This window comes from Pseudomonas sp. p50(2008) (assembly GCF_015351605.1).
Taxonomy (GTDB): Bacteria; Pseudomonadota; Gammaproteobacteria; order Pseudomonadales; family Pseudomonadaceae; genus Aquipseudomonas.
The window spans coordinates 284,804-305,912 of the sequence record NZ_JACMYF010000008.1; the positions used below are offsets into that span (position 1 = coordinate 284,804).

Consider the following 21,109-nt stretch of genomic DNA (forward strand, 5'->3'; position numbering starts at 1 on the left):
TCTTGAATTCTTGGGTACGAACTGGCGCTTACGCGCTCAACTGATCAATTTGGGCATTCAGCTCCCGCAATTGAGCGTTGAGCTCTACTTTGCGGTTGAACTGTATTTCTTTGTGCAAGCGGGCCTCCAGCTTGCGCTGCTCGCCATGCAGTCTGCGCAGCTGGGTCAATCGCTGCAGCTGTTCTGGCAGGCTTTCTCTGGGCCTCGCTGGATGCGGCAGCACGCTGCGCAGCAGTTGTTCGTAAAGGCCATACAGATCTAGCGCCACCGGCAAGGGCTGACGCTCGGCATCAGCCGCCAACCAAGCTCCGGCGAAGTAGCCATCGATGACCCGCTTGCTGGCATCGGCTTCGCTGGGACGTTTAAAGGTCGCCACCATGCGGGTGCGCTGCTTATGGTGCAACTGAAAGATGATCGGCAGTGGGATAGCGCGGTCGATGGCGCGCAGTACTTCTTCATCGAATTCGGCGGTTTTCAGTGCGATGTCGAAGATCTGAATTTCTACCACACCGCCCCGCGCCGGCAGATTGATGGTTTCCGGGGCCAGCTTGTACTGCCAGGTGATTTGCTCGACCTGGGCAACGAATTTATCGCGCAGTGTCGAGCTGACAAAACCACGCTCGTAGATTTTGCTCTTCGCCACCACGCGGCCAACCTTGGCCTGCGGCGGAAAACTAAACAGTGCAGGCGTAACTGAAGCCTGGCTCATACCGTGCCCTGAATAACGATGAAGGTAATCAGCTCGAAATCATCCAGCCCAGCGATGGTGTCGACCAGCGCGGTGGTCTTACCGCCGCTGAACAGACTGTCGATATCCTTCTCTTCCTTCACGTCGATCATCGAGCGAATCGCTTGGTCGAGCAGGTTGGAGTAGGCGTGCATATTACGACCGTCTTCAGTTGCCTGATTGAACAGTTGGTAGGCGTCACGAATCGGCTGATCGTGGCCCTTGCAGGCACTACGTGCCAGATCCAGCAAACGCTTGGCCTCGGTGTAGTCGTGAATAATGCGGCCATCGTTACCGATGTAGACCAAGTAATACGGATATAGACGGTTTTGCCGGTCGAGGCTAACGCCATGCGACTTGCCGTCCAAGGCGCGGTTACGCAGGGTGAATATGGCGCCGGGTAGTAAGCCCGCTGCAGGCTGCGCCGGGACCACCGCATGCATACCGCTAGGGACGCTGCTCAGCTCACCATTGGCCTTGATGTAATTGAGCAAATCCATGCGGAAATCGTTGAGACCAAGGTCGGTGATAGAAACGCCGGTCTTGATATCTTCCATCTCGATCACTTCATCCTGCAAACGTCGCAGTTGCTCTTTACGGTAGGCCACGTCGTTGGCCTGGGCGTTGAGCACGTTGTCGTCGCCGGTGGCCGTAACGTCAGCGATCATCATGCGGTTTTCAACTCGCTCTTTGAGGTTGATGTACTCGTCGAGGCTAATGTCTGGCCAGTAGTTGACCAATTGGATACTGGCATTCTGCGAGCCAATACGATCCACACGGCCGAAGCGCTGGATGATACGCACCGGGTTCCAGTGAATGTCGTAGTTGATCAGGTAGTCGCAGTCCTGCAGGTTCTGACCTTCGGAGATGCAGTCAGTGCCGATGAGAATGTCGATTTCACGCAGCTCGTCCGGGTAAATCAGCGCTTTTTCTTTCGAACGCGGCGAGAACAGTGTCAGCAAACCTTGGAAGTCATAAGTCTGGCGGCTGCCTGGCATAGTTCCAAGGGTGGACTTGGGCGCATCACTGCCGGTGACTTTGCCGGAATGCACCTGTTGAGTGCTCAGCAGGTACTCAGCCAGGTTGTCGTAGAGGTAATTGGCGGTATCGGCGAAGGCGGTGAAAATCAGCACCTTCCGATTGCCAGGATTGATCGGCGAGGCCAATTTGCTGGTGATCTGGGTTTTCAGGTGCTGCAGCTTGGCGTCGTCGGCCGGTGTAACCTTGGCCATTTCAGCCAGCAGCTCTTCAATGAAGATCAGGTCTCCCTGCAGGTCTTGCTCCCAGGACGGCACATCCATGTCTTCCAGGCTGATCTGAATCTTCTTACCAATTGTGATGTCGCCAGGCAACGGCAAGTTGTCGTCGTCAAAATCGGCATCTTCAAAGGCCGCTGTGACGTCGGCGAAATCGCTGACAAGGCCGGTTTTCTTGAAAGTGGCGATTTTATCCAGCGCGTTCCGATGCGTGTTTTGCAGATTTTTCAGGGTCAGGCGAAAAGACTCTACCGAGCTTTCAAGGCGTTTGAGCAGGTTAGTGGTCATCAGCGCTTGCAGGCTTCTCTCGCGGTCGACCTGCTTCAGCTTGCCCTTTCCACCATCCACTTCGGTGTCGTACTTCTCTTCGTATTTTTTCAGCCGGCTGGGTAGGATATAACTAACTGGCGCGTACACGGCGAGCTTAAGCAGAGACAGCTGGTTGAAGATCTCGTTGAAGCCGATGACGTCATTACGCGAAGTCAACGGGCAATGAAACGACAGCGGCTTGCGGCGCTCAGGGAAACTGCCAATATCGGCAGTGTTGTAGAAAGTCTCGATATGTCGGCGTGAGCGGGCAATGGTGACGCTGTCGAGTAGCTCGAAGAAGTCGAAATCAAGGGTGCTGAGAATCGCCGCCGCAGTGCGCTTTTCCGGTGGCAGACCGGTCCAAACATTGAAGGCTGCCTGGGCGCGACGGAAGATGCTGTCGATGTCCTTTTCAGTGCGCAGCTTCTTGCTGAGGTTGTCGCTGTCGCCCTCGTAGGCTAAGGCTAACTGGTTGCGCAAATCGCTGAAACGGTTGTTGACTGGGGTAGCCGAGAGCATCAGCACCTTGGTCTTCACGCCTTGGCGAATGACCTTATTCATCAGCTGCTGGTAACGGGTCTCTTTGTCTTTATAGATGTCGTTGTTACGGAAGTTGTGCGACTCATCGATCACCACCAGATCGTAGTTACCCCAGTTGACGCGATCCAGCGGAATGCCCAACGACTCGCCACGGGTGCGGGTCAGGTCTGTGTGGCAGAGCACGTCGTAGTTGAAACGATCCTTGGCGAAGATGTTGGTTTTAAGATTGCGGTTGTAGTTCAGCCAGTTGTCGGCCAGCTTCTTCGGGCAGAGCACTAGCACCGACTTGTTACGCAACTCGTAATACTTAATCACCGCCAGCGCAGTGAAGGTTTTACCCAGGCCAACGCTGTCGGCAAGAATGCAGCCGCTGTAGGTTTCGAGTTTGTTGATAAGACCGGTGGCGGCGTCACGTTGGAAGTTGAACAGCTTCTGCCAGATCAGGCTGTCTTGGTAGCCGGTACGGTCATTGGGCATCACGTCTTCATTAATGTCTTCCAGAAACTCACGGAAGATGTTGTAGAGCATCAAGAAGTAGATGCGCTCAGGGGCATTCTCCTGATAAACCGAGGCAATGTGGTCGCACAGTCGTGAGGTCACATCTTCCAGTTTGCTTGTGTCGCTCCAGATCTGATCAAACAGATTGAGAAAAGTCGCGGTAACACTTGGCTCATCTATTTTGGTGACAAAGTTCGATACGGCGTTGCCCTGCTGGTAACCCAGGTCCACGGCAGTGAAGCCCTGCAAAGGCATGTAGACGCTGTCGCCGGTTTTGCCTTGCACGCCCGCAAAGGGCTGCATGGGCGCTTGGCCTCGATTGGAGCGAAACTTGGCCTTGCGTTTAATCCAGTCAGCACATTCCCTGGCTATCGCCTTCTGGGTGAGCTGGTTCTTCAGCTGGATTTCAAACTCACTTCCAGTGGTGCTGCGCTCGCGCTCGGCCTTGGGAATATGGAACTCGCGCTGTTCCCTCTTGATCGTGTCGCTCACCTCGTTGAGCACAAAAGTCGGCGAGGTAAATATGAACTCCAGGGAGTCGATGCTCTCCAGCTCGTTCTTCAACGCGACGTAGGCGTAGATCGAAAAGCACGAGGCGGCAATCTTCAGCTTCGAGCCCGGCTTGAGCGTACCCTTTAGGCTTTCACCAAACAGGGTGTTGATGTTGTCGATCAGTTCCATTTGGAGGAATCCCATTATGCGAGCTGAGGGGATTATCATGGAGCCAGGGAGTAATATCACGTATTACTCGCCGGCAAATTGCAACGTATTCAAAATCACAACCCAATGGGAGCTCGACTGCATAAGTGCAGACAGCGACGACGCCAGCCACGAGCTTGAACGGATAAGCGCACGCATTGGTGCAGTGGGGGGATAAATGGGGGGACAGAAATAGTAATCCCCACACACCCCAGCAAAATAAGGCCACACTCAAACAATAACGCCGCCCACAAGCCGGCTTTTTAATGCCTGAAAAACCCCCTTCCCTCCAAACCAGCAACCGCCCCCTTCCCCGCCCTCATCTGATTGTGATTACTATAGCGCCCTCCCGCACACCCACTGCCCATGGTTCAGGCTGCTCGCTGCACCCAAGCGTAACTCGAGGCTCTGCATGAAGTTCACCACGATCTCCGTTGCGCGCAAGCTCAAGTTTTACCAATTGGTGGTGTTCGATCAGGTGCTGCAAAGTGGTTCGCTGGTGCGTGCTGCGCAGGCACTCAATCTGACTCAGCCGGCGGTGACGAAGATCATTCACGAATTGGAGTCGTACTTCGATGCGCCGTTGCTGATCCGTGGCAATCGTGGCGTCACGGCCACCGAACTGGGTGAGCTGGTGGTACGTCGGGCCAAGTCGCTTCTCGCGGAGTTGCGCTCGCTGACCGACGAGGTCAATGCCTTTCAGGAAGGGACTTCCGGGCACGTCATGGTCGGTACATTGATCTCGGCTTCTACATCGTTGCTGCCAAGGGCCATGCAGTTGCTCAAGCAGCAGGCGCCCGGCGTGCTGGTGTCGTTGCGGGTCGGGCAAATGGATCAATTGTTTCCGGCGCTGGCGGTGGGAGAAGTCGATCTGGTGGTGGGCCGAGTGCCTGACGATTGGCGCTGGCGCAATGAATCACCGATGCTCGACGTTGAAGTGCTGTACGCCGAAGAGCTGAGCGTGGTCGCGGGGGCCAACCATCCATTGCACGGACGTTCGCCCGTTAGTCTGGCGGATTTGCATGAGTATCCTTGGGTACTGCCGACCCGCGATTCGCTGCTGCGGCGCACCGCCGACATGCTGTTTGCGCAGGCCGAACTGGCCACTCCGGGAAACGTGGTGGAGTCGTTGTCGATCCTGACCAACATCACGCTGATGCAGGATCAGCAGACCGTGGCGTTGATGCCCTACGAAGCTTCTCAACAATTTGTCAGCGCCGGATTGCTCAAGGCTTTCGACCTGGGCGCTCCTCTGCAGTTTGGCGATATCGGCTGTTTCTTCTCCAACGCGCGCGCCCTGGGACCCGCAGCCCGGCTGTTTCGTGAGTGCCTGAATCAGGCCCGTTGCGAGTCTGATGAGCGCCAGCAAGTGCCCCATTGAAGGCTCGCTTCTGGTATTCCATATCGACATAGTAAGACGCCACATTTTTATTATTCACTAATATCCACTCTCCCTACACTTCCTCCGACTACCCATGTTTTCCGGAGGTTGATGTGTCTGCACCCTTGCAGTTGCTGCGTAATTACATCTCGGGCGAATTCGTCGCTGGCGAGCAGACCTTCCCCAACATATCGCCCATTGATGGCCGTACGCTCAGCCATGTCTGTGAGGCCGACAAGTCAATGGTGGACTGCGCCGTCGCGGCGGCAAAAGCCGCGCAGTCCGGCCCGTGGGGCGATTACAGCGCCAGTCAGCGGGCAGCAGTTTTGCAACGTATCGCGGACGCCATCGAACGCCGTTTTGAAGACTTTGTTGCCGCTGAAGTTGCCGACACCGGCCGCCCGGTGCAACAAGCTCGATCCCTGGATATCGCCCGTGGCATTCACAATTTCCGCACCTTCGCAGAGCTGATCAATCAGGCTGGCAGTGAGTGTTTCGAGATGCGTGCCGCCGATGGCAACGACGTATTCAGCTACTCGGTGCGCAAACCCCATGGCGTAGTGGCGATCATCTCGCCGTGGAACCTGCCGATGCTGCTGATGACCTGGAAAGTCGCCCCGGCGCTGGCCTGTGGTAACTCGGTGGTGATCAAACCCTCGGAAGACTCGCCGTCCACCGCCACCCTGCTCGCTGAAGTCATGCACGAGGTCGGTGTGCCCGCCGGTGTTTTCAACCTGGTACACGGTTTCGGGCCCGGCTCGGCCGGTGAGTTCCTGACCCGTCACAAAGATGTCGATGCCATCACCTTCACTGGCGAGTCGCGCACCGGTGAAACCATCATGAAAGTTGCCGCCGAAGGCGTGCGGGATGTGTCATTCGAGCTCGGCGGCAAAAACGCAGCCGTGGTGTTTGCCGACTGTGATTTCGACGCGGCGGTGGCGGGTGTATTGCGCTCCAGTTTCACCAACTCCGGACAGGTCTGCCTGTGCTCGGAGCGGGTGTATGTCGAGCAGCCGATCTACGAGCGTTTTGTCGCGGCCATGAAAGCTGGCGCCGAGGCCCTGAAGATCGGCTATCCCGATGAAGACGGGGTGAACATGGGTTCACTGATTTCTCACAAGCATCGCGACAAGGTCTTGAGCTACTTCGAACTGGCCCGTTCTGAAGGCGCGACGGTCGTCACCGGAGGCGGAGTACCGAGCTTTGGTGACGAGCGCGACAACGGCGCCTACGTGCAACCGACCATCTGGACCGACCTCGGCGACGACGCGCGTTGCGTGCGTGAAGAGGTGTTCGGTCCGGTTTGCCACATTGCTCCATTCGACACCGACGACGAAGTCGTGCAACGGGTCAACGACTCAGCCTACGGCCTGGCCACCGCCCTGTGGACCCGCGACCTGAAGCGTGCCCACAAGGTTTCGCGGCGTTTCGAGGTCGGCATGGTCTGGGTCAACACCTGGTTCTTGCGCGATCTGCGTACGCCATTCGGCGGCACGCGCCTGTCGGGCCTGGGTCGCGAAGGCGGCCGTCATTCCCTGGATTTCTACTCGCAAATCACCACCATCTGCGTCAACCCTTGAGCCCCGGAGTTTCGTCCATGCATGCAGCTCTTATCGAAGCGGCCAGTCAGCTGCGCCAGGCCGAACGCGGCGGGCAACCGTGCGCGCCGGTTCGTGAACTGATCGCCAGCGCCCTCGCCGCCAACCCTTCTGCCGACCCAGTCGCACTCGCCTACGCCGTCCAGCAGTACAACACCACCGCCGCTATCGAAGCCGGCCAGCGCCCTGTCGGACGCAAAATCGGTCTTACTTCCCGCGCTGTCCAGCAGCAGCTCGGCGTCGATCAGCCGGACTTCGGCCAGCTGTTCGCCAGCATGGCTCGCGGTGACGATCAGCCCATTGCCTGGCTGGACACCCATCAGCCGAAGGTAGAAGCGGAAATTGCCTTGGTGCTGGAGCACGACCTGTGCCACGAGCACCACACGATCGCCGATCTGATCCGCGCCACCGCGTTCGCACTACCGGCCATCGAAGTGGTCGGCAGCCGCATCGCCAACTGGGATATCCGCTTGGTTGATACCGTCGCCGACAATGCCTCCTCTGGCCTGTTCGTGTTGGGCAGCCGACCGGTGCAGTTGTCGCAACTGGATCTGGTGCGCTGCGGCATGAGCATGACCCTGAGGGGTGAGCCGGTGTCAGTGGGCGCCGGTGCCGCGTGCCTGGGCAACCCGTTGAATGCCGCCGTGTGGCTCGCGAACACCATGGTGCGCTTCGGCACCCCGTTGCGCGCCGGCGACATTCTGCTGACCGGCGCCTTGGGCCCGATGGTCGCTGCACAGCCGGGGAATGTGTTTACCGCTCACATCCAGGGACTGGGCAGTGTCACCGCCGCCTTCGACCTGCAACCGTGACCGGAGAACCCCATATGAGCCAAAAACTGAACATCGCCATCGTCGGCTCCGGCAACATCGGCACCGACCTGATGATCAAAGTCTTACGCAACGCCCGCCACTTGCAGATGGCGGTCATGGTCGGCATCGACGAGCATTCCGACGGCCTGGCCCGCGCCCGGCGCATGGGTGTGGCGACCACCCATCAGGGTGTCGAGGGACTGATCGACATGGAGCAGTTCGCCGACATCGACTTCGTTTTCGACGCCACCTCGGCCACCGCTCACGTCTACAACGCAGCCCTGCTGCGCGATGCCAAACCCGGGATTCGCCTGATTGACCTGACACCGGCGGCCATCGGCCCGTACTGCGTGCCGGTCGTCAATCTGGAGCACAACCTGGATCAGCTCAACGTCAACATGGTGACCTGTGGCGGGCAGGCAACGATCCCGATCGTGGCCGCCGTTTCCCGCGTCGCCCGCGTGCATTACGCCGAGATCATTGCCTCGATTGCGAGCAAATCCGCCGGTCCTGGCACTCGCGCCAACATCGACGAATTCACCGAAACCACGTCACGCGCGATTGAAGTGATCGGTGGTGCAGCCAAGGGCAAGGCGATCATCGTCATGAACCCGGCCGAGCCGCCGCTAATCATGCGCGACACCGTGTACGTGCTGTCCGAGTCAGTCGATCAGGCCACGGTCGAGGCCTCTGTAGAAGAAATGGTTCAGGCGGTACAGGCCTATGTGCCGGGTTACCGCCTCAAGCAAAAAGTCCAGTTCGATGTCATCAGCGCCGACACCCCGCTGCTGATTCCCGGTCACGGACAATTCAGCGGATTAAAGACATCGGTGTTCCTCGAGGTCGAAGGCGCTGCCCACTATTTGCCTGCCTATGCCGGCAACCTCGACATCATGACCTCCGCCGCCCTGGCCACCGCCGAACGCATGGCGCAGTCAATGCTCAGCGCTCGAGGAGAATTGCAATGACGTTCAATCCCGGCAAAAAACTCTACATTTCGGACGTCACCCTGCGTGACGGTATGCATGCGATCCGCCACCAATATTCGCTGGATCAAGTGCAAGCCATCGCACGCGCGCTGGACAAGGCGCGTGTCGATTCGATTGAAGTGGCCCATGGCGACGGCCTGCAAGGTTCAAGTTTCAACTACGGCTTTGGCGCCCACACCGATCTGGAATGGATCGAAGCGGTCAGTGATGTACTGACTCACGCCAAGGTCGCCACGTTGCTGCTGCCAGGTATCGGCACGCTGCACGATCTGAAAAGCGCCTATCAGGCCGGGGCCCGGATCGTGCGCGTGGCCACCCATTGCACCGAAGCCGACGTCTCACGGCAACACATCGAATACGCCCGCTCACTGGGCATGGACACCGTCGGTTTCCTGATGATGAGCCACATGATCAGCCCGCAGCAGTTGGCCACTCAAGCGCTCTTGATGGAGAGCTACGGTGCCACGTGCATCTACGTCGTCGACTCCGGCGGCGCCATGGGCATGCAGGACATCCGTGAGCGTTTCCAGGCCTTGAAATCCGTACTCAAACCTGAGACCCAGACCGGCATGCACGCGCATCACAACCTGAGCCTCGGCGTGGCCAATTCCATTGTGGCGGTCGAGGAAGGGTGTGACCGCATTGATGCCAGCCTCGCCGGCATGGGCGCCGGTGCCGGCAATGCTCCGCTCGAAGTGTTTATCGCGGCCGCCGAACGCCTTGGCTGGAATCACGGCACCGACCTCTACACCCTGATGGACGCCGCCGACGATATCGTGCGCCCTTTGCAAGATCGCCCGGTACGCGTTGACCGCGAAACCCTGGCCCTGGGCTATGCCGGCGTTTACTCCAGTTTCCTGCGCCACGCTGAAATGGCAGCGCACAAATATGGCATCAGCGCTGTGGATATTCTCGTCGAGCTGGGCCGGCGACGCATGGTCGGCGGCCAGGAAGACATGATCGTCGACGTGGCACTGGACCTTCTGAATTCGCGCAAGGAGCAACGCCCATGAGCACCGACATTGCCTACATCGCCAACGCGCTCGATCAGGCGGCACGTAAAGCCGAGCCACTGGCCCAATTCAGCAACCACAGTCCGTTCAGCCTCGACGAGGCCTACTTGATTCAGCGCGCATCGATGCAGCGTCGCTACGATGACGGCGAACGCATGATCGGCCTCAAGCTGGGTTTCACCAGCCGCGCAAAAATGATCCAGATGGGCGTCGACAGTCTGATCTGGGGCTGGCTGACCGATGCCATGCTCGAAGAGGATGGCGCTGTCGTCGACCTTCAGCGCTTCATCCATCCAAGGGTCGAACCGGAGGTGTGCTTTCTCACCCGACGCACCATTGACCGCCCGCTGACCGCGCTCGAAGCGGTGGATTATCTCGAAGCCGTTGCCCCTGCCATCGAGATCATCGACTCACGTTACCAGGCATTCAAGTTCAGCCTTGAAGACGTGGTTGCCGACAACTGCTCTTCCTCCGGTCTGGTGGTCGGTGCCTGGTCGAAAGACTTCGCCGGCCTGGTCAACGCCGGGGTGCTGATGCGCATTGATGGCCGCGTGGTTCAGGCCGGATCTACCGCCGCCATCCTCGGGCATCCATTGCGCAGCCTGGTACAAGCTTCACAGTTGTTGGCCAAGGCCGAAATAGCTCTGCCCGCCGGTAGCTTGATCATGGCGGGCGCGGCTACCGCTGCCGAGGCCTTGAGCCCCGGTGCGCACGTCAGTGTGGAGATTGCCGGTTTTGGCGAGTGCGGTTTCAGCGTTGCAGCTCGGCCAGGAGATGTGAAATGAGCACCAACCGATCCACCGTCGTACCCGGCAAGGCCACCCCTCGCGGACGCTTTCCGCACATCAAGCGAGCCGGTGATTTTCTCTACGTCTCAGGCACCAGCTCACGCCGTCCCGATAACAGTTTCGAAGGCGTGGAAGTCGATGCCATGGGCACCACGCGTCTCGACATTCGCGCGCAGACCCGTGCCGTGATCGAGAACATCCGCGACATTCTGGACAGTGAAGGCGCAGGTCTTGCGGACCTGGTGGAGATCAGCAGCTTTCTCGTCGACATGAACGATTTCGACGGTTACAACCAGGTTTACGCGCAGTACTTCGACGAAACCGGCCCCACCCGCACCACCGTGGCCGTGCACCAATTGCCACACCCGCATTTGCGCATCGAAATCAAAGGCGTTGCCTACGCCCCCCTCAATCGCTAAGGACAACAAGATGGACAAGCATCACTTCAGTCCACCCCTGAACTTCGATCGCTGGATCGAAGAATACGCACACCTGCTCAAGCCGCCGGTGGGCAATCGTCAGTTGTGGAAAGACAGCGACACCATGGTCACGGTCGTCGGCGGCCCTAACCAGCGCACCGATTTCCACGACGACCCCGTGGAAGAATTCTTTTACCAGTTCAAGGGCAACGCGTACCTGAACATCTGGGACCGGGGGCAATACGAACGCATCGATTTGCGCGAAGGCGACATGTACCTGATGGCCCCGCACGTGATCCATTCACCGCAGCGCCCAGAACCGGGCAGCCTGTGCCTGGTGATTGAAAAAGCCCGGCCCGAGGGGCAGTTCGATGCCCTGCAATGGTCTTGCGCCCATTGCGGCACGCTGGTCAAACGCTATGAGTTGCAGTTGCAGAGCATCGTCAACGACCTGCCTCCTGTCTACGAGCAGTTCTACGCCACCAGTGACGCCGAACGGCGCTGCAATGGCTGCGGCGAAATCCACCCCGGTCGTGACTGGCAGACCTGGCACCGCACTCTCGAGGCAGTCAAGCGCCCATGAAAATCGACATGCATTCCCATTTTTTCCCCACCATCAGCCAGGCTGAGGCCGCTCGCCTGAGCAGCGACCGCGGCCCCTGGCTGCACACCAGCGGACGCACCGGCCAGATCATGATCGGCGACAAACCGTTCCGCCCGGTGCACGACGTGTTGTGGGACATGAACCGTCGGATAGAGCATCTCGACGAACAGGGCCTGGACGTACAGATCATGTGCGCCACACCGGTGATGTTCGCTTACGACGCGCCCATCGAACGCGCCCTGCCCTGGACGCAATTGATGAACGACCGTGCGCTGGAAATGACAGCTGTAGCACCCAGCCGTCTCAAAGTCCTGGCTCAAGTGCCATTGCAGGACATCGACGCTGCTTGCCGAGAAGCCAGCCGAGCCAAGGCCGCCGGCCATGTCGGTGTGCAGATCGGCAACCACGTTGGCAATCAGGACCTCGACCATCAAGGCCTGGTGACGTTCTTCACCCACTGCGCGCAGGACGGCATTCCCGTGCTGGTGCACCCTTGGGACATGATGGGCGGCGAGCGCATGCGCAAGTGGATGCTGCCGTGGCTGGTGGCGATGCCGGCGGAAACCCAGCTGGGCATCTTGTCGTTGATTCTCTCCGGCGCTTTCGAGCGCATTCCGCCATCGCTGCGCCTGTGCTTTGCCCATGGCGGTGGCGGGTTTGCCTTCCTGCTTGGACGAGTTGATAACGCCTGGCAACATCGCGACATCGTCCGTGAAGACTGCCCGAACCTGCCGTCGAGCTACGTCAAACGCTTCTTCGTCGACTCCGCCGTGTTCGATCCCCGCTCACTGAAGTTACTGGTGGACGTGATGGGCAGCGACCGGGTGATGCTCGGTTCCGACGCACCCTTCCCGCTTGGCGAGCAAAGTATCGGTTCCGGGGTGATCGATCACCCGGAACTGGATCAGCAGAGCAAGTCGCGCATTCTGGGCAGCAATGCCGAGGCGTTCTTCGGGCTCTAAGTGTTAAAGCGGTAAAAAGCCCCGCTGCGAGCGATCGCAGCGGGGCTTTTTTTGTGCCCGCGATTCGCAACGCTGTCACTATTGTGGCGAGGGGATTTATCCCCGTTGGACTGCGCAGCAGGCCCATCTCTGGGGCCGCTGCGCTGCCCAACGGGGATAAATCCCCTCGCCACAGTTTACTCAGCGTTGCCTTTTTAACTGATCAGCGACAGCCTCGCGGCGCCCTTGGCATCATCAGACATTCAGAACTTGTACCGCACACCCATCTGCAAACCTTCGGGATTTTCATTGCGCAGCGGGCTTTCCAGGTTCCAGCTGACCGGGTAACGCACTTCCGAATCACGGTTGTGATGGACATAACCGTATACGGCGTAGAGGTCGGTCTGTTTGTTGAAGTTGTAGATGTACGCCAGGTTGATACCACTGGCGTCACTCAACGCTTCATTCTTGCGATCATCCTTGTAGACCACGCTGGCAGCGATGTTCTGGGTATCCCAGAAGTTGTGGCGGATGCCCAATTGCAGGTCGCTGCCGTTGGACTCGAAATCCACCCACGGCGCATAGGCGTAGTAACCGGTATAGCGGTGATAAACGGCTGTCAGGTCGGTCGTGCCCATGGTGTAGACCACGGTGAAGTAGGCGTCCGTCGCCTGCTCCATCGTGTGTTTGTCCCACAAGTTGCGCTGGTACTTACGATCAACGGCCGCGGCGAAGTACCACGGGCTGTCAGCCCAGTAATCGACGCTCGTGCTGTAGACCACGCCGTCCCGGCTGCCATCGTTCTCACCCAAGGTGGCCATCGCGCGAAACTGATAGCCCGCGAAACGCGGGCTGATGTACATCAGCGAATCGTCCTCTCGCCAAGGCGCATAGAACACCTGGACGTTGTTGATCAAGCTGTAGTCGTTGCCGTACAGCGGGTCCGCATAACCGTAGCTGTTGGCCGACGGCGTATCCTGGCGGCCGGCGCTGAGGGTGCCCCAACGTTCGGAGATCACCTGGTAATAGACTTCACGCTTACCGGTCGAATCGTCGGAATGGGGGTTGTACATGGCTTCATAGACAGCATTGAGCTTGATGTCATCGGTCACCTCCTGCGTCCATCTGAACTGAATGCGGTTGGCACTCAGGCCCGCACCCGTCAGCCGATCCACGGTATCGCCTCCCGAGTGCGCCACTTCGTACGTCAGGTCAACGACCCCCGACACCTTGAACTCCGCGTAACAGGCGCCACTCATCAATGGAAGGGCGAGCAATAGTTTGCGCATGAAAAACTCCGGACACTGCGAAAGCGCTGGTCGATGGCTCGATACCGAGCCACCGCCAGACTTTTCTTATTTATTTTTATTGTGAGTCGTCAGTTACCGCGTATTCAGTCGCGGGCTGGCCAGGGTTTGCTCGGCGCGTCGAAATTCGGCTTGCCCAGCAACGGCGTCGACAGCGCGTAGAAGCCATGGTTGGTGAAGACCCAGATCAGGTTGCGGTCGTATTCGGTGTAGGTGCCGTGGGTCAGGTTGCCCATGGCGTAACTCGCCACGTTTTTGGTATCGAACGGCGGCACGAAGTACGCACCGATGGTGGGTTTGCCCGGCTCGCGCACGTCGAACACTTGCACGCCGGCGTTGTAGAACGCGTACGGCAGGATGCCTTCACGGGAAATCCCTGGCTGGGTGTAGTAGCCCGAACGTTTCGGCCCGAAGCTGCCTTTGCGCTGGCAATAATCGGTGAACGCGGCCTCCTTCGGTGGCGTAGGGCGCGGCAGCACGTACTCAATGGATGGCTTTTGCGGGTTGCTCACGTTGACCGCAAAAATATCCTTTTTGGCCTCGAAGCAGTCTTCCGACAGTGGGTAGCCACTGAAGTAGATGATCCCGGTTTTCTCCACTTGCGAGACGTCGATATTGTCGCCTTCAGTGCCCGCTACGCTCACCGGAAACTCCAGATGTCCGACCACTTTCATGTTGTCGGCCTGGGTGATGTCGACCACATAGAGCCCCATCCCGCCCATAGCGGCGTAGCCGTACTTGCCACCCTGCTCGACGGTTTTCGGAATAAACAGCGACATCCGCGCGCCCATCCACGAAGCCCGGTTGCCCGCACGCGGGTTGGCCTTGAACACCGCCTCGTGTTTAGGATCGCCGACGATTTGCCCTGGCACCGTGAGCATCTGCAAGAGTTTCGGGTTGCCTGGGTCCGACATGTCCCAGGACTGGTAGCCGGCGTTGTACAGATCGTTGGGGTATTCGGTCAGTGCATATTTATCGCTGGGAGCTGCGGCCACGTACATCACGTCGCCGCCGAAATACGCAGGAATATCACGCACGCCGGAACCCTGTTGTTCACCGATCGGCGCATCGGGATGCTCGATGTCGGTGGTGCGGGTGGCGATCAGTTTCCAGTCGTCCGGCAGTGGCCCGTTCATCTCATAGACCTTGAAGCCTTTGAGGTGCTTGGACTTGCGAATGGCTTCGACCTTGTCGGGCTCGCGGTACTTGTCATTCAACACGCCGAAGCGGCGCACTTCGAAGGACTGGACCATGATGTATTTGCCCAGCTTCTTGTTCCACTGCACCGTGGCCGCGCCAAACATATCGTCCGGGGCATACGGGTTTTCTTCCGCGCCTGGACCGTCCGGCCCCCAGGTCGACCCCTTGGTGAACACCAGTTTCACGTCTTTGGGGTGGGTGATGTCGAAGACCTTCATGTTGCGGCGCACGTACTGATAAAGGTAACGCTTGCCGTCGAAGTCGACGATGTTCTGCCAGGTGTGGAACGGCTCGACCGTGATCGGGTAGTACGCCTCGACGGTCATGTTCTTGATGTAGCTTTTGGTGTCCCAGTAATCCAGCTCACCGGCAAAGGGCTCGCCTTCGTGACTGAAGGGCGTGGCCACCGGGTGGGTGAACTTGCCCGTTGCCTTGTCCATGCCATAGCTGCCCGGCGCCGGCATCGCCGGAATCTTGTCCACGGACAGTGCGGTCTGCTGTTTGACGAACGGGTCAGTGATGTTCACCGGTGCAGAGCTGTCAGCCTGCACGCTGCTCCACAGGCCCAGCATCACACACGTCGTCAGCGCGCCTCTGAGGAATGGCACACGGGGTTGGTTGGGGAGTCGCATTGTTTTCATTGTTCACTCCAGAGGTTGTGCCCGGTTGGGCAGTACAGGTCATTGCCAATCGTTGTGGATCGTTGAAGAACTGCCTGCCGGCGCCATACGCCGGCCTTACAAAATGTCGATGGGGTAATCGGTGATCAGGCGGAAGTCATCCAGATCGCCTGAACCCTGGTCACTGTTCGCCCGGTGCCAGGCTTGTCGCGCACGCACGCTCAAGCCTTTGGCGGGTCCGGACTGGACCACGTAGCGAACTTCCAGATTGGTTTCATGGTGTTTGCCATCATCGCCGTAACGCCCTGAATAGGGACCCGTGGCGGCGATGTGACTGCCGTCGATGCCCCACCCGCGCACATAACGGCCCATGACCGACAGACCAGGCACGCCATACGCGGCCAGTGACAGGTCGTAACGCACTTGCCAGGACTTTTCCTGCGGGCCGTTGAAGTCGGAAAACTGAGCGGCGTTCGGTAACTGAATCGAAGCGCCCTGATCGTTGCCATTGCGGCCATTGCGGTCTGTGTCACCGACGCCCAGATAATCGAACGGCGTGTCGCCATCGATCTTCTGCAATCCCAACAGCCAGCGGTGCGCTCCACTGCGCCAGAAGGTCGACAGACCGAGGCTGGTGTTGTCGATTTCACCGGCCTTGGCGCGGCCTTCATCCACAGTGCGATAAACCGTCAGCCCGAGGCCGAACTGGTTCAGCGCATCGACGTCGGTACGGCTCTCGAGGTTGGCGTAGTACTGGTTCCAGATGTCTTCGAAACGCGAGCCGTACAGGCTGACGGTCAGCCCCGGCGACAGTTGATAGCTACCCCCCAGGTAGTCAGCCGAAGGCGTGGTGACGCCTGCCATCACCGCCCACAGATCACCGTCGGCGTTGGTGGTGACCGGGCTGGTGCCGGACGTGAAATGCCCGGCTTGCACTTCAAGCCCTTCAACCTCGCGACTGATCAGCGACAGACCCGTGGCGGTCTGCGGCACGATGCGAAAATGGCTGACGCCGAACACCGGGGTTTCCGGTCGCTGCTCGCCGTATTTCAGAATGCTCTCGGACAGTCGTATCTTCAGCACCGCGCCAGCCTTGGAGTAGTTGTCCGCCGGATGACCGTCGTCCTGCACCGGCAGGTTGCCGGTGCCGGACTTGTCGGCAGGCGCATCCAGCTTCAAGCCCAGGTACGCAAAAGCATCCACGCCAACGCCGAAGGTGCCTTCGGTGAAGCCGGAGGAGTACTGACCAAGCACGCCTTGGGTCCAGTCGCGGGCATCGCGGCGACCGTCTTCCTTGCTGCGATTGAAGTAGGAATTGCGCAGCAATACCTCGACGCCGCTGTCCGCGATAAAACCGCGCCCAGGTGCCGTTGACTGAGCTGCGAACGAAGGCAGCGCGCAGGCGCTGGCCAACAACAGAACGCTGGTTCTGGTGTGATTCATGACAACCCCGATTTTGAAGCGAGCCGAAAAATCGGCGCGCGCAGTTGGCCAAGGCACAGGAGTGCCTGGTCAACGCATCAACAGAAAGAAAATGCCGGACCGTCCCTGGTCAGGCGGAGCCACTCAACGTTGCAGTGGCAGCGGCTTGGGCTCATCCGTCAGCGTGGGGGCCTTGCGCCGGAAACGCAGGAAGTAGATCAGCAGGATCACCACCAGGAACGGAATGCCGCAGAGCAAGGTCGGGGCAAACTCTTCGGTAAACAGTGTTGTGATCATGACCGCCAGCATCAGCAGCAATCCGCCAAGACTGGTCCATGGATAGCCCCAGAGTTTGAAGGCCAACGGTTGCCCGGCCTGACGACGGCGGAAGAACAGGTGCGTCAGAAAAATCCCGGCCCAGGTGAACATCGCGCCAAACATCGCAATGGACATCATCAAGGTGAAGGCTTTTTCCGGGTAGGCCAGGTACAACAGCGTGGCCAGACCGATCCCTACCGAGGACAGCAACAACGCTGGCAGCGGCACCCCTTTACTGTTGAGGCGACCAAACACCGACGGGGCCTGCCCTGCCCTCGACAGGCTGAACATCAAGCGCGTGGTGATGTAGAGCTGGCTGTTCATTGCCGATAACGCAGCAATCAGAATCACCGCGTTGAACACGGCGCCCGCGTAAGGCACACCCGTTGCCGCCATCACCGTCACGAACGGGCTCTGACCGCCACTGTTCTGACCCCATGGCACAATCGCCAGTACCAGCGCGATGGTCAGCAGGTAGAACACCACCAGGCGCACCACAGTGATGCGGAACGCACGGGTTACCGCACGTTGCGGGTCCTTGGCCTCACCCGCTGCCACCGCAATCATCTCGATGCTCAGATAGCTGAAGAACGCGACGATCACCGCCACCCAGGTGCCCCACCAACCGTTCGGGAAGAAACCCCGGTCATTGGTGTAGTTGGCAAAGCCGATACTCGTGTCTGCCGGCGCGCCGTACACCACGTAGGCACCCAACAGGATGAACACGACAATGGCGCAAAGCTTGATCAGCGAGAACACGTATTCGATGGCGCCAAACACCTTGACGCTGAACGCGTTGGCGAGGATCAGGGCCATGGAAAACGCGACCATCCAATAGCCGCCGGGCACGTCCGGGTACCAGTACTTCATGTACATCGCCGCGGCTGTGATTTCGGTGCCGACCGCGAACACGATCGACGACCAGTAGGCGTAGCGAATCGCGAAACCAAACCAGGGCGCCACGTAAAACTCGGCGAAAGAACCGAACGACCCCGACGTCGGATGGCGCACGGTCATCTCTGCCAGGCAGCCCATCAACAACAGAGCAATCAAGGCGCCGATGCCATAGCTCACCAGAACACTGGGACCGGCAAAACCGATGGCGAAACCGCTGCCCAGAAACAGCCCCGTACCGATGGCACCACCAATGGCGATCATCGACAACTGGCCGCTTGTAAGGCTTTGCTTCAAGCCTTTTTCACGGTCTATCAAGTGTTCGAAGGTGCTGGTTGTTTTTGTCATTGCACATTTGCTCCGAATCGGTGGGAGGGGCTCAGGTCACTGACTTGCGGGCCAGAAACTCCGGGCGATCCCATTCTTTTTGTTCGAGGATTTCACGCAGGGCCACCACGCTGTCCCAGATATCCACATAGCGGATGTACAGCGGGGCAAAACCGAATCTCAGGATGTCCGGCGCACGGAAGTCGCCGACGATGCCGCGCGCTATCAACGCCTGCATTACCGCATAGGCCTGGTCATGCGCCAACGACACCTGGCTGCCGCGCTGCTCGCCATCACGCGGGGAGCGCAATTCGATGCCCAGCCCGGCCAAATGCTGATCGCACAGCGAGATGAACAGGTCGCCCAGCGCCACGCTTTTTTGCCGCAGCAACTTGAGGTCGACGCCGTCAAATACCTCCAGCGCCGCTTCCAGCGCCAACACACCGAGTTGCGGCGCGGTGCCGGTGAGCATCCGGTCGATGGTGGGGTGTGGTCGAAAATGGTGGTCGAAATCGAAAGGTTTGGCATGTCCGTGCCAACCTGTGAGCGGTTGGCGAATGTGGGGAATATGCCGCTCGGCAACGAACACAAATGCCGGCGCACCCGGCCCGCCATTCAGGTACTTGTAGCCGCAACCCACGGCGAAATCGGCGTCGACCTCGTTCAGCGCGACAGGCATGGCACCGGCCGAGTGACACAGGTCCCAGACCACCAGCGCGCCGACAGCATGTGCCCGCTCGGTGATGCGTGCTATGTCGTAGCGCTTGCCGGATTTGAAGTTGACGTGAGTCAGCGAAACAATCGCCACGTCCTCATCCAGGGCATCGAGAATGTCGTCCGGCTCGACGCAGCGCAGCGAGCTTCCCGTCAGTTCGGCCACGCCATCGGCGATGTAAACGTCAGTCGGAAAGTTACCGCGCTCAGCCAGGATGACTTTGCGACCGGGACGCAAACGCGTGGCGGCGACCAGCACCTTGAACAGGTTGATCGAGGTCGAATCGGCGACGATCACTTCGTGGCCTTGAGCGCCAATCAACGCCGCGATTTTTGCCCCGGTGCGCTGTGGCGCCGGGTACCAGTCGGCATCGTTCCAGGAGCGGATCAGGCCTTGGGCCCATTCCTGCTTGAGCACCTTCTCGATGCGCGCCGGGATGTGGGCCGGCATCGCGCCCAATGAGTTGCCATCGAGATAGATCTCACCTTCCGGCAAGTCGAAACGCTCACGGGAGTTGCGCAGTTCATCAATCTGATCGAGGTGTTCAAAGTCCGCTCGGGTGGCGGGGGTGGACGTGGACATAAACGCTCCTTCTGATTTTTCTTCTTCTGGTGGGGCTACCGGGCGGCTTGCTGATCAATCCCGCGACAGGGACGATCCTCCTTGCACTGCAAACTGGCGTGACGCCACTGCGAAGTGCCTAGATGCTAACCGCACATGCCATTACCCGAAAATAGAAAAGCCTGCGTCAAGTATTCTCGACCGTTATAGCTGGCAGTGATCCCCTGCAAGATTGCGCTGAAGCCCGAATCGTCTGGCTCACCATGGAAGTGAACCTGGATAACGACCGGGATTACGCCGCGCCTGTCTGGTTCACAGGCAACGGCAGACTACTGCTAAGGCTGCCCGCTCATCACGGATAACTAAACCCCTTCACCAACGTCAACTCCCCCACCGCCCGCATCGGCACAAGAAACGTCTCCATCTTTTCGTTCGGCGTCCCCTCTTCCGTTATCACCGTCACCTGCGCCGTCGTCAGCGGCTGAACCGCGTCTTCCTGCCCGTCTTCATCACTGCGATAACCGCCTCCGAAGTAGTTCACATACACCAGGTACTGCCCCTTGATCGGTGCAGGCATGGCGAAGATTTCCGGGCCGTAGCCGGTGGTGACGTCGACATCGAGTGCGGCGCCGTTGGGGGCGACGCGGTCGCCGTACCAGATGTGTGCGCCGTCGGGGGTGACCAGGTGCAGATCCAGGTCGGTGTTGTCGCTGTCCCACGCCAGCAGTACCCGTAATTTGGCCGGGGTGGCGCCGCCGCTGCTGTTGAGGAATTGTGTACGACGCCGTTGCTGGCCGTCAGGACTGCGGACCTCGACGCTGTTGCTGCCGTTGGGGAATGAGAACGGCCGATCAAAGCGGCCAGCGTCATCGATTTTCAGAGGCATGCTGACGCCGTTGACGATCAGCCGCCCGGGCTCGGCGGACTTGGGCGTGGTGTTGATCTGGCCGGTGATGCGTGCCGTGTTGGCCTGGCCTGCCGGGGTGTTGACCGATGATGCGGGGTAGTTGACGGTCTGGCGGAAGTTTTCACCTTCCCCCTCGACGGCGCCGGTGCGCCATCCACCGACGGGGGTGTCGAGTTTGACGGCGTTGTCGGCGGCGTAGGCTGTGGTGCCCACGCAGAAGGAGCAGAGGAACAGGAAGACCTGTGGATAACGGAGTTTCATGGC

Annotated in this window: 17 protein-coding genes; 9 read left to right on the forward strand and 8 right to left on the reverse strand. The window is 59.2% G+C overall.

Annotated features, from left to right (window positions below):
• Window positions 1-28 precede the first annotated feature (28 nt).
• Window positions 29-709, reverse strand: a complete 681-nt coding sequence (locus tag H7698_RS22935) for a DUF4391 domain-containing protein (protein ID WP_038443681.1) — start codon at window positions 707-709, stop codon at window positions 29-31.
• Window positions 706-4,011: a helicase-related protein gene (locus H7698_RS22940; protein WP_038443682.1), complete on the reverse strand. Its 3,306-nt coding sequence runs from the start codon at window positions 4,009-4,011 to the stop codon at window positions 706-708. The genes H7698_RS22935 and H7698_RS22940 overlap by 4 nt, the downstream gene beginning before the upstream one ends.
• Before the next feature lie 430 nt (window positions 4,012-4,441).
• Between H7698_RS22940 and H7698_RS22945 the strand changes: the two genes are divergently transcribed.
• The 9 genes from H7698_RS22945 to H7698_RS22985 all read left to right on the forward strand — a co-directional run bounded on the left by H7698_RS22945 (window position 4,442) and on the right by H7698_RS22985 (window position 12,595).
• Window positions 4,442-5,410, forward strand: coding sequence for a LysR family transcriptional regulator (locus H7698_RS22945; RefSeq protein WP_194692878.1), 969 nt, complete (start codon window positions 4,442-4,444; stop codon window positions 5,408-5,410).
• Window positions 5,411-5,535: 125 nt separating this feature from the next.
• Entirely contained in the window at window positions 5,536-6,990 is a 1,455-nt protein-coding gene (locus H7698_RS22950; protein WP_208525825.1) for a 2-hydroxymuconic semialdehyde dehydrogenase, read from the forward strand.
• Window positions 6,991-7,007: 17 nt separating this feature from the next.
• A complete protein-coding gene (locus H7698_RS22955; RefSeq protein WP_194692880.1) occupies window positions 7,008-7,820 on the forward strand; it encodes a fumarylacetoacetate hydrolase family protein in 813 nt (270 codons plus the stop codon).
• Between the two features lie 14 nt (window positions 7,821-7,834).
• The gene (locus H7698_RS22960; protein ID WP_194692881.1) at window positions 7,835-8,788 is read left to right on the forward strand and encodes an acetaldehyde dehydrogenase (acetylating); all 954 of its coding nucleotides are present in this window, start codon (window positions 7,835-7,837) and stop codon (window positions 8,786-8,788) included.
• Window positions 8,785-9,822, forward strand: coding sequence for a 4-hydroxy-2-oxovalerate aldolase (dmpG, locus tag H7698_RS22965; RefSeq protein WP_194692882.1), 1,038 nt, complete (start codon window positions 8,785-8,787; stop codon window positions 9,820-9,822). Before H7698_RS22960 ends, dmpG begins: the two co-directional genes overlap by 4 nt.
• A complete protein-coding gene (locus H7698_RS22970) occupies window positions 9,819-10,607 on the forward strand; it encodes a 2-keto-4-pentenoate hydratase (RefSeq protein ID WP_194692883.1) in 789 nt (262 codons plus the stop codon). Before dmpG ends, H7698_RS22970 begins: the two co-directional genes overlap by 4 nt.
• Window positions 10,604-11,029, forward strand: coding sequence for a RidA family protein (locus H7698_RS22975; protein ID WP_194692884.1), 426 nt, complete (start codon window positions 10,604-10,606; stop codon window positions 11,027-11,029). The genes H7698_RS22970 and H7698_RS22975 overlap by 4 nt, the downstream gene beginning before the upstream one ends.
• 10 nt (window positions 11,030-11,039) lie before the next feature.
• Window positions 11,040-11,612: a 3-hydroxyanthranilate 3,4-dioxygenase gene (locus tag H7698_RS22980; RefSeq protein WP_194692885.1), complete on the forward strand. Its 573-nt coding sequence runs from the start codon at window positions 11,040-11,042 to the stop codon at window positions 11,610-11,612.
• 8 nt (window positions 11,613-11,620) lie between these two features.
• Window positions 11,621-12,595, forward strand: a complete 975-nt coding sequence (locus H7698_RS22985; protein WP_235992920.1) for an amidohydrolase family protein — start codon at window positions 11,621-11,623, stop codon at window positions 12,593-12,595.
• Between the two features lie 242 nt (window positions 12,596-12,837).
• On the opposite strand, the gene H7698_RS22990 is transcribed toward H7698_RS22985, so the two are convergent.
• From H7698_RS22990 to H7698_RS23015, 6 genes are all read right to left on the reverse strand, one after another.
• Window positions 12,838-13,863 carry a porin gene (locus H7698_RS22990; protein WP_194692887.1) on the reverse strand — a complete coding sequence of 342 codons (1,026 nt, stop codon included), beginning with the start codon at window positions 13,861-13,863 and terminating at the stop codon, window positions 12,838-12,840.
• Window positions 13,864-13,967: 104 nt separating this feature from the next.
• Complete coding sequence (locus tag H7698_RS22995) at window positions 13,968-15,722, reverse strand: hypothetical protein (RefSeq protein WP_208525816.1); 1,755 nt, start codon at window positions 15,720-15,722, stop codon at window positions 13,968-13,970.
• 96 nt (window positions 15,723-15,818) lie between these two features.
• Window positions 15,819-17,144 carry an OprD family porin gene (locus H7698_RS23000; RefSeq protein ID WP_194692888.1) on the reverse strand — a complete coding sequence of 442 codons (1,326 nt, stop codon included), beginning with the start codon at window positions 17,142-17,144 and terminating at the stop codon, window positions 15,819-15,821.
• A gap of 123 nt (window positions 17,145-17,267) precedes the next feature.
• A complete protein-coding gene (locus H7698_RS23005) occupies window positions 17,268-18,683 on the reverse strand; it encodes an amino acid permease (protein ID WP_194692889.1) in 1,416 nt (471 codons plus the stop codon).
• Between the two features lie 31 nt (window positions 18,684-18,714).
• Window positions 18,715-19,959, reverse strand: a complete 1,245-nt coding sequence (gene kynU / locus H7698_RS23010; protein WP_194692890.1) for a kynureninase — start codon at window positions 19,957-19,959, stop codon at window positions 18,715-18,717.
• Between the two features lie 331 nt (window positions 19,960-20,290).
• The gene (locus tag H7698_RS23015; protein WP_194692891.1) at window positions 20,291-21,106 is read right to left on the reverse strand and encodes a YfaP family protein; all 816 of its coding nucleotides are present in this window, start codon (window positions 21,104-21,106) and stop codon (window positions 20,291-20,293) included.
• Between the last annotated feature and the right edge of the window lie 3 nt (window positions 21,107-21,109).

Bases quoted from the DNA above. Each gene is read 5' to 3' on its own strand.
- H7698_RS22990 (WP_194692887.1), bottom strand. From the start codon at position 13,863: ATGCGCAAACTATTGCTCGCCCTTCCATTGATGAGTGGCGCCTGTTAC.
- kynU (WP_194692890.1), bottom strand. From the start codon at position 19,959: ATGTCCACGTCCACCCCCGCCACCCGAGCGGACTTTGAACACCTCGAT.
- H7698_RS22945 (WP_194692878.1), top strand. From the start codon at position 4,442: ATGAAGTTCACCACGATCTCCGTTGCGCGCAAGCTCAAGTTTTACCAA.
- H7698_RS22960 (WP_194692881.1), top strand. From the start codon at position 7,835: ATGAGCCAAAAACTGAACATCGCCATCGTCGGCTCCGGCAACATCGGC.
- H7698_RS22980 (WP_194692885.1), top strand. From the start codon at position 11,040: ATGGACAAGCATCACTTCAGTCCACCCCTGAACTTCGATCGCTGGATC.
- dmpG (WP_194692882.1), top strand. From the start codon at position 8,785: ATGACGTTCAATCCCGGCAAAAAACTCTACATTTCGGACGTCACCCTG.
- H7698_RS22955 (WP_194692880.1), top strand. From the start codon at position 7,008: ATGCATGCAGCTCTTATCGAAGCGGCCAGTCAGCTGCGCCAGGCCGAA.
- H7698_RS22970 (WP_194692883.1), top strand. From the start codon at position 9,819: ATGAGCACCGACATTGCCTACATCGCCAACGCGCTCGATCAGGCGGCA.
- H7698_RS22995 (WP_208525816.1), bottom strand. From the start codon at position 15,722: ATGAAAACAATGCGACTCCCCAACCAACCCCGTGTGCCATTCCTCAGA.
- H7698_RS23000 (WP_194692888.1), bottom strand. From the start codon at position 17,144: ATGAATCACACCAGAACCAGCGTTCTGTTGTTGGCCAGCGCCTGCGCG.
- H7698_RS22940 (WP_038443682.1), bottom strand. From the start codon at position 4,011: ATGGAACTGATCGACAACATCAACACCCTGTTTGGTGAAAGCCTAAAG.
- H7698_RS22935 (WP_038443681.1), bottom strand. From the start codon at position 709: ATGAGCCAGGCTTCAGTTACGCCTGCACTGTTTAGTTTTCCGCCGCAG.
- H7698_RS23005 (WP_194692889.1), bottom strand. From the start codon at position 18,683: ATGACAAAAACAACCAGCACCTTCGAACACTTGATAGACCGTGAAAAA.
- H7698_RS23015 (WP_194692891.1), bottom strand. From the start codon at position 21,106: ATGAAACTCCGTTATCCACAGGTCTTCCTGTTCCTCTGCTCCTTCTGC.
- H7698_RS22975 (WP_194692884.1), top strand. From the start codon at position 10,604: ATGAGCACCAACCGATCCACCGTCGTACCCGGCAAGGCCACCCCTCGC.
- H7698_RS22985 (WP_235992920.1), top strand. From the start codon at position 11,621: ATGCATTCCCATTTTTTCCCCACCATCAGCCAGGCTGAGGCCGCTCGC.